Source organism: Actinomadura sp. NPDC048021 (genome assembly GCF_040653135.1).
Classification (GTDB): Bacteria; Actinomycetota; Actinomycetes; order Streptosporangiales; family Streptosporangiaceae; genus Spirillospora; species Spirillospora verrucosospora.
Genome location: NZ_JBEZJQ010000009.1, coordinates 318,809 through 326,228, shown reverse-complemented (window position 1 = coordinate 326,228; position 7,420 = coordinate 318,809). Strand labels below are relative to the sequence as shown.

The 7,420-nt window shown below is 73.2% G+C and carries 10 protein-coding genes; 4 read left to right on the top strand and 6 right to left on the bottom strand.

The window, feature by feature from the left end; all coding sequences use genetic code 11:
- A partial coding sequence (locus tag AB0C87_RS17910; RefSeq protein WP_360577316.1) for an acyl-CoA dehydrogenase family protein occupies positions 1–95 on the top strand: 95 nt, incomplete at its 5' end.
- Here the strand turns inward: AB0C87_RS17910 and AB0C87_RS17905 are convergent.
- Both AB0C87_RS17905 and AB0C87_RS17900 read right to left on the bottom strand, forming a co-directional pair.
- A complete protein-coding gene (locus tag AB0C87_RS17905) occupies positions 88–1,527 on the bottom strand; it encodes a HAMP domain-containing sensor histidine kinase (protein WP_360578498.1) in 1,440 nt (479 codons plus the stop codon). The genes AB0C87_RS17910 and AB0C87_RS17905 overlap by 8 nt on opposite strands.
- Position 1,528: 1 nt before the next feature.
- Entirely contained in the window at positions 1,529–2,209 is a 681-nt protein-coding gene (locus AB0C87_RS17900) for a response regulator (protein WP_353833662.1), read from the bottom strand.
- Positions 2,210–2,342: 133 nt separating this feature from the next.
- On the opposite strand from AB0C87_RS17900, the gene AB0C87_RS17895 reads away from it, so the two are divergent.
- Genes AB0C87_RS17895 through AB0C87_RS17885 form a run of 3 tightly spaced genes read left to right on the top strand, consistent with a single transcriptional unit; the run spans position 2,343 to position 4,269 of the window.
- Complete coding sequence (locus tag AB0C87_RS17895) at positions 2,343–2,927, top strand: PepSY domain-containing protein (RefSeq protein ID WP_360578496.1); 585 nt, start codon at positions 2,343–2,345, stop codon at positions 2,925–2,927.
- A gap of 42 nt (positions 2,928–2,969) precedes the next feature.
- Entirely contained in the window at positions 2,970–3,767 is a 798-nt protein-coding gene (locus tag AB0C87_RS17890; protein WP_345171851.1) for an SAM-dependent methyltransferase, read from the top strand.
- Between the two features lie 31 nt (positions 3,768–3,798).
- Positions 3,799–4,269 carry an SRPBCC domain-containing protein gene (locus tag AB0C87_RS17885; protein ID WP_353833664.1) on the top strand — a complete coding sequence of 157 codons (471 nt, stop codon included), beginning with the start codon at positions 3,799–3,801 and terminating at the stop codon, positions 4,267–4,269.
- Between the two features lie 81 nt (positions 4,270–4,350).
- Here the strand turns inward: AB0C87_RS17885 and AB0C87_RS17880 are convergent, their stop codons facing one another.
- From AB0C87_RS17880 to AB0C87_RS17865, 4 genes are all read right to left on the bottom strand, one after another.
- Positions 4,351–4,683, bottom strand: coding sequence for a hypothetical protein (locus AB0C87_RS17880; RefSeq protein ID WP_345171855.1), 333 nt, complete (start codon positions 4,681–4,683; stop codon positions 4,351–4,353).
- A gap of 699 nt (positions 4,684–5,382) precedes the next feature.
- On the bottom strand, positions 5,383–5,571 hold the full coding sequence (locus AB0C87_RS17875) for a DUF5999 family protein (RefSeq protein WP_345172494.1): 189 nt from the start codon (positions 5,569–5,571) through the stop codon (positions 5,383–5,385).
- A 161-nt stretch (positions 5,572–5,732) separates the two neighbouring features.
- Positions 5,733–6,230: a hypothetical protein gene (locus AB0C87_RS17870; RefSeq protein WP_345171857.1), complete on the bottom strand. Its 498-nt coding sequence runs from the start codon at positions 6,228–6,230 to the stop codon at positions 5,733–5,735.
- 259 nt (positions 6,231–6,489) lie between these two features.
- Entirely contained in the window at positions 6,490–7,305 is an 816-nt protein-coding gene (locus AB0C87_RS17865; RefSeq protein ID WP_345171859.1) for an SAM-dependent methyltransferase, read from the bottom strand.
- Between the last annotated feature and the right edge of the window lie 115 nt (positions 7,306–7,420).

Below are 7,420 nucleotides of genomic sequence, written 5' to 3'. Positions count from 1 at the left end.
TGGAGCGGATGATGCGCGACGCCAAGATCACTCAGATCTACGAGGGCACCAACCAGATCCAGCGGATGGTCATGGCCCGCCAGATCCTCAGGTAGCCAGAGAGCCGGGCCCGGCGGCCGGAAGCCGCACCTCGAACAGCGCGCCGCCGCCGGGGGCCTCGCGGACGGCGAGGTCCCCGCCGTGCGCCAGCACCAGGTCGCGGGCGATGGCGAGCCCGAGCCCCGCGCCGCCCTCGTCGCGGCTGCGCGCGTCGTCCAGGCGCACGAACCGCTCGAAGATCCGCTCGCGGTCGGCGGGCGGCACTCCCGGGCCGTCGTCGGCGACCCGCACCACCGCCGTTCCCGCCTCCTCGCCCACCGACAGGCGGACCTCCGAGCGCGCGTGGCGCTGGGCGTTGTCGAGCAGGTTGCCGACCACCCGCGACAGCCGCCCCGGCACGCCCATGACGCGCGGATCGGCCTCGATGGACGCCCGCACGGCGATCCGGTCGCCGGGCGCGCGGCGCTCCAGCTCGTCCAGGGCGAGCCCGCCGAGCGCGACGGGCCGGGCCGGCGGACGGTCCCCGGCGTCGATGCGGGCGAGGAGCAGCAGATCCGCGGCGAGCCGCTGGAGCCGCAGGACGTCCTCGACCAGCCCGCCGACGTCCAGCAGCTCCGGATGCGCGGCGGCGACCTCCAGCTGGGTGCGCAGCGAGGCGATGGGGCTGCGCAGCTCGTGCGAGGCGTCCGCGACGAACCCGCGCTGCCGTGCCACCGACTCCTCCAGCGCGGCGAGCGTCGCGTTCGTGGTGGCGGCCAGTCCGGCGATCTCGTCCCGCGCGTCCGGCACCGGCACCCGCCGGGCCAGGTCGCCGGAGGAGGTGATCTCGGCCAGCTCCGCCCGGACGGCCTCCACCGGGCGCAGCGCCCTCCGCGTGACCAGCCACGTCACCCCCGCGACGACGGCGAGCAGCGGAGGCAGCCCCGCGAGCATCGCCCGGACGGCGGTGCCCACCGCGTCCCGGGCGGCGGCCAGGTCGGCGCCCGCGTAGACGGTCACGGTCTCGTCCTGCGGCGTGGTCACCTCGACGGCCGCGAACCGGTAGTCGGCGGTGTGGTCGTCGACGGTGGCGCGGCCGGTGGAGAAGGCCGGGTCGTCGCCCGACACCTCGCCGCGCGCCGGATCGTCGTCACCGCCGCCGTCATCGTCGCCGCCCCGCGGGGGCTGCCCAGGCCGCACGTCCGGGGAGCCGGTCCCGTGGATCCGCCGCAGGTCCTCGCTGGCCGCCCGCACCCGGCCACTCTCGTCCACGACCTGCACGGGATGGTCCTCCCCGTCCGGCAGGTCGAGCGCCGCGAACGGGGTGCCGGCGGCGAGCTGCGAGGCCACCTCGCGGGCCGCCACCTCGGCCTTCAGATCGGCCTGGCCGCCGAGGTTCGAGCGCAGCAGCAGCACCACCGCGAGCCCGGCGGCGACGAGCGCGACGGCCACCACGGCGGTCGCGCCCAGAGTGGTCCTGGCGCGGACGGACGCCGGGCGGCGGGGCATCTCAGGCGCCCCCGTCCCGGGCGAGCCGGTACCCGGCGCCGCGCACCGTCGTGATCGACCGGCGTCCGAACGGGACGTCGAGCTTGCGGCGCAGCGCGCTCACGTACACCTCGACGATGTTGGGGTCCCCGTCGTAGGCGAAGTCCCAGACCGCCTCCATGATCTGCGCCTTCGACACGACGCGGCCCGCGTTCGCCGCAAGGTGCTCCAGCACCGCGAACTCCTTGGCGGTCAGCTCCACCTCGGTCTCGCCCCGGTGCACGCGCCGCGCCGCCGGGTCGACGGTGAGGTCGCCGAGCACGATGGCGGGCGCCGCGCCCCGCGTCCGGCGGCGCAGCAGCGCGCGGACGCGGGCCACCAGCACCACGTAGGAGAACGGCTTGGTGAGGTAGTCGTCCGCGCCGGTGTCCAGGCCCTCCGCCTCGTCGTACTCGCCGTCCTTGGCGGTCAGCATCAGGATCGGCGTCTCGTCGCCCGCCGCGCGCAGGGCGGCGCAAACCCGGTAGCCGTTCATCCCGGGCAGCATGATGTCGAGGATGATCAGGTCGTAGCCGCCGCCGAGCGCCCGGTGCAGCCCCTCGGCGCCGTCGTGGACGGCCTCGACCACGAACCCCTCGGCCGTCAGGCCCCGCGCGAGCGAGGCGGCCAGGCGTCTCTCGTCCTCGACGATCAGCAGGCGCATCCCCACAGCCTGCCAAACCGCACCTGAAGGCGGCTTCAGGTTGCTTCAGCGGCGCTACAGGAACGCCCGGCATCGTCCAGGGCGGAAGGTGCGGCCGGACAGGCCGGCACGGCACCCGGAGATGGGAGTTGCGATGAGGTTCGACGCACGGCGCATGGTCGCGGGCCGCGGCCTGCTGGTCGCGGTGGTCGCCGCAGGCGCCCTCGCGGCGGGAGGAGCCACGGCCGCGATCGCCGCCGCGGACGGCGGCGAGGGCGACTCGCCGTCCGGGGAGAAGCCGGCCCGGACCGCGGTCTCGCTGGCGCAGGCCGCGGACGCGGCGCTGAAGACGGTCCCCGGGAAGGTGCGGGAGATCGAGCTGGAGAGCGAGGACGGCGCCACCGTCTGGGAGGTCGAGGTCCTCACCGGTGACGGCGCCGCGCGCAAGGTCGTCGTCGACTCCGGCAGCGGCAAGGTCGCGGCCGACCGCCCCGAGAAGGGGGACGACCACAAGGGCGAGGCCACCGCGCTGAGCGGCGCGAAGACCTCCGTGGCCGACGCGGCCGCCGCCGCGCTCAAGGCGGTTCCCGGCCACGCGACGTCCGCCGGCTTCGACCGCGACGGCGGCAGGGCGGTCTGGGAGGTCGACGTGACCGGGTCTGACGGGAGCGAGCACGAGGTCACGGTGGACGACGCGACCGGCAAGGCGGCCGCCCAGAAGGGGGACGACGATGACTGACCCGTCCCGTAAAGGGAAGGGATCGGCCGAGGGGGTGGGCGCATGAGCGACCGGAAACCCGTGCCAGGCATCGACACGAGCGTCCCGCACGTGGCGCGCATCTGGAACTACTGGCTTGGCGGCAAGGACAACTATCCGGTGGACCGCGAGGTCGGGGACCAGATCCTCGGGATGCTGCCGGACGTCGCGAGGCTGGCACGGGCCTCCCGGCTCTTCCTGAACCGGGTGGTGTGGCACCTGGCCGCCGAGGCCGGGATCCGCCAGTTCATCGACATCGGCACCGGGCTGCCCACGGTGGACAACACCCACGAGGTCGCCCAGCGCGCCGCCCCCGAGTCGAGGATCGTGTACGTCGACAACGACCCCCTGGTCCTGGAGCACGCGAAGGGCCTGCTCACCAGCACGCCCGAAGGGAGCACCGCCTACATCCACGCGGACGTGCGCGACCCGGACGCGATCCTGGAGGGCGCCGCCGAGACGCTCGACTTCAGCCGTCCGATCGCGTTCACGCTGATGGGCATCCTGGAGTTCGTGACGGACGACGACCAGGCGTACGGGATCGTGCGGCGGCTCATGGACGCGGTCCCCTCCGGCAGCTACTTCGCCATGTACGACGGGACGAACGTCGTGCACGGCGCGGCGTCCGACCGCATCGTGGACGTCTGGAACGCCTCGGGCAACGCGTCCCTCGTCCTGCGGACGCCCGAGGGGATCGGGCGCTTCTTCGACGGCCTGGAACTCCTGGAGCCGGGCATCGTCCCGGTGACGCACTGGCGGCCGGACGCGGCGGCCGAGCAGGAGGCCGTGGACGCCTACGGCGCCGTGGGCCGCAAGCCCTGAACGCCCCCCAGGCCCGCTGGAACAGGACGCTATGACCGGAAACGAGTTCGTCTACACCATCTACATCAGGAGCACGCCGGAGCGGCTCTGGGAGGCTCTCACCGACCCGGCCTTCACCCGCCGCTACTGGGGCGTCGCCTTCGAGACCGACTGGCGGCCGGGGTCCGCCGTCATCTGGCACGAGGAGGGCGCGACGACGTCCGACCCCGAGCAGGTCGTCCTCGAAGCCGAGCCGGGACGGCGCCTCTCCTACACCTGGCACACCTTCACGCCGGAGTGGGCGCGGTCCGCCGGCGTGGACGAGGGGACCCGGGCCCGGCTGCTGCGGGAACCGCGCTCGAAGGTGACCTTCGAGCTCGAACCCGCCGGGGAGACGGTGCGGCTGACCGTCGTCCACGAGGGCGGCGAGGTGCTGCTGAGCATGTCGCGGCAGGGCTGGCCGCACGTCCTGTCCGGCCTCAAGACCCTCATGGAGACGGGCGCTCCCCTCCCCACGGCGTAGCCGGTCGCGCGCGTCCGCCGGACACGGCGGCAGGGCACCCGGCCACCTGCGCTTCGGAACGCTCCACGCCCGCTCGCCCGGTCACATGCGCATGCTGCTGCCGCCGGACTCCTCTTCGCCGTCGGTGGTGTGCTCCAGCTCCAGGTACTCGTCGTCGGGCCAGAGCTCGTCGGCCACGAAGGCGAGGTACTCCTCGTCGCCCGGGTCCAGCTCGGCGGTCATGGACTCCGGGTGGCCCGGGGGCTCGGCGGCGGGGGGCGGGACGGCGGGCGACGCCTCGGAGGCGTGATGCCGCGGCTCAGGAGAGGGCGGCGCCGGTTCCGGGGCGCGTCGCGGCGGCATGGGGTGGAGGAGGTTCGGCAGGAAGAGGCCGAACAGGGCGACCAGGGACGCGAGGACCAGGACTGTGACCACACCCACACCGTCCTTTCGCGGTCGAGTTCCGCATGAATGTTGCGTAAGTAGCAAAACAGTTGAACGCTACCGGGATCGCCCGCCGGATGGGAGCCCGACATGCGGATCGCTGGAGACGGACGGGGCGTGACGTCTCATGCGGACGCGCGCGCACGGGCGTGGTCCGTCCGGGGTCGCCTCGCCCCTGTCCGATCTCGCCTCCAAGGCTGAGCGCGTTTCTCGCGCGGAGGCGCCACGACACGCGGGCTTTCGTCGCGCGCTGCCAGGGTTTGGCACGCGGGTTGGAGTCCGGTGGTGGTCGCCTCATGAAGGCGCGGAAAGGTGGCCTCGGCGTGGGCCGGAGCTGGGAGAACGGCGCCGGGTCGCGGCGGCTGCCGGAGCGGCGCGGCTTCGCGGGGCGCGAGGAGCTCCACGGCGGGGCGTGGAGAGTGCGGCGGCCACAGCGCGGCGGTCACGCCGCGGCGGCGGTGGCCCGGGGGAGTGGAGGATTTCAGCGCGCCGGCCGCGGGCCGGCGCGTTCGGGGACGAGCGCCGGTTCATGAACTCATGCGGGAGTCTGCGACGGATGGCCGTCTCTGAGGGAGCGGGCCGTCAGGGGCGCCGATACGGCGCGCTCGGTGTCCCGGGCGGCACCGGCTCGCCCGGCGTCGGCGACGACCGGCACGCGATAGACGATCGTGCCGGGACGGGGCGCCGGCTCTAGGCGGCGGTGGTGGGGCGGTGCGGGGCGATGACGCGGCCGTCGGGAAGGAGCTCGCCGGTGTCGTCGAAGACGACGACGCCGTTGCACAGGAGGCTCCACCCCTGCTCGGGGTGGGCGGCGATGATGCGGGCGGCCTCGCGGTCGAGGTCGTCCGGCAGCGGACAGGACGGCTGGTGCTGGCAGATGGTGTCGTTCTGGGCGGTCACAGGGTTCCTCCACGGGTGTCCCACGTGATTAAGGACATATTGCAGCCTGCCGCGCCACGTCCGAAATATGCAAGTGGCTGGCGAATCTTTTACCCTCGACCGCGTGTGAACCCGTCGAAGCTCGGGCAATCACGGGCGATTCACCGCAAGATGCCACCGTCCGGTTCGCCGCCGTGGTCCACGTCCAGCCCGACGACGGCGGTGCAGCCCGTGCAGATCCACTCGGCGACGACCGCCTCGGAGTTGGTGCCGTGCGTCCGGTAGGGGCGCTCGACCGTGCGGCGCCGCATCCCGTGGCCGCAGGAGGAGTGCAGGAGCCTGCCGCAGGCGGGGCACGGCCAGACGTCCTCGCGGCGCAGATCGCACCGGGGGCACAGCGGCGACTCGTAGTGGCCCGCCGGCTCGCCGAACTCCAGCTCGATCCGCCACTCGTGCTCCAGGTCGAGGTACTCGTCAGCCGGCCAGTGGTGGTCGGCCAGCCACGCGAGGTACTCCTCGTCCCCCGGGTCGAGGACGGCCGTCAGCGACTCGGGGTGCCCGTCGTCCGAGCGGTCGGGTCGCCTGCCGTGCCGCGCGGTGGCCAGGAGCGTCAGCAGGCCCACGAGCGCGGCCGCGGCCAGGCCTGTCGCCAGGGGCATCGCGGCGTCCTCACATGATCTTGTGGCGGGAAAGTCCGATCATGAATGCACTTCACAAAACGCTGCGAACGCTACAAGAAAGGCTCTAAACGGAAAAGTCGATCAAAAAGATCTTTTACCTGGATCATGACCGGACTCGGGTCCGAAACCGGGGGGCGAGGCCGTCCGTAACCGCGCGGCCTGCGGGAATCGGGCCTCCGAGGCTCCTCCCGCGCCCGTCGCCGGCGGAACCGGTTTCACTCTCCGCTGAATCCGCCGATCAGTCCTTCCGCCCGAGCACGGCGACGATCTGGGTGTGCAGCGGGTGCTCCAGCGGCCCGGCGGGCCCGGCGGGCCGCCACTCGGTCACGTGGGCCACCCCCGGCTCCAGGATCGTGAGGCCCTCCATGAACCGCTCGACCTCGGAGGAGTGCCGGAAGTAGGACCCGCCGAGCCCCGACTGCAGGATGCGCTTGGCCTCCTCCACGCGCGGGTCGTCGCCCGAGTCGTGCAGGTGGGTGAGCACGACGTGGCTGCCGGGCGCCAGGAACGGGAGCAGCGCCCGGACGACCCCGGCCGGGTCCCGCTCGTCCGGCACGTGGTGGATGATCGCGGCCAGCACGATGCCCACCGGGCGCGAGAGGTCGAGCAGCCCGGTCAGCGCGGGGTCGGTGAAGATCTTCTCGGGCTCGTACAGGTCGCCCTGGATGAACGTCGCGACGCCGGTCTCGGTCAGCAGCGCCCGGCCGTGCGCCAGCACGATCGGGTCGTTGTCGACGTACACCACCCGCGCGTCCGGGTTGGCCGCCCGGGCGAACTGGTGCACGTTGGACGACGTGGGCAGCCCGGATCCGATGTCGACGAACTGGTCGATCCCGAGGTCGCGGGCCATGTAGGTCACCGCCCGCTCGATGGCGACCCGGTTGCCCTGGGCCACGACGGGGGCCTCCGGCACGAGCTGCATCACCATGTCGGCCACCTCGCGGTCGGCGGCGAAGTTGTCCTTGCCTCCGAGGAAGTAGTCGTACACGCGCGCGAAGGTGGGCGTGGAGGGGTCGATGCCCGGAGGTGCGTTCTCGGGGAGGTCGTCGGCCACGCGCGCGGCTCCTTCTGTTGTGCGCCCAGATCCCCTGAACGGGCGACGGCGGTGATCCAACACTAGGGCCGATTCCCGCGCCCGTCCGGGGTTTCGGCGCGGTCGGGGTGCGGTT

What these genes read in the sequence shown, in the direction of transcription:
- AB0C87_RS17900 (WP_353833662.1), bottom strand. Translation starts at nt 2,209, where the DNA reads ATGCGCCTGCTGATCGTCGAGGACGAGAGACGCCTGGCCGCCTCGCTC.
- AB0C87_RS17885 (WP_353833664.1), top strand. Translation starts at nt 3,799, where the DNA reads ATGACCGGAAACGAGTTCGTCTACACCATCTACATCAGGAGCACGCCG.
- AB0C87_RS17905 (WP_360578498.1), bottom strand. Translation starts at nt 1,527, where the DNA reads ATGCCCCGCCGCCCGGCGTCCGTCCGCGCCAGGACCACTCTGGGCGCG.
- AB0C87_RS17895 (WP_360578496.1), top strand. Translation starts at nt 2,343, where the DNA reads ATGAGGTTCGACGCACGGCGCATGGTCGCGGGCCGCGGCCTGCTGGTC.
- AB0C87_RS17890 (WP_345171851.1), top strand. Translation starts at nt 2,970, where the DNA reads ATGAGCGACCGGAAACCCGTGCCAGGCATCGACACGAGCGTCCCGCAC.
- AB0C87_RS17870 (WP_345171857.1), bottom strand. Translation starts at nt 6,230, where the DNA reads ATGCCCCTGGCGACAGGCCTGGCCGCGGCCGCGCTCGTGGGCCTGCTG.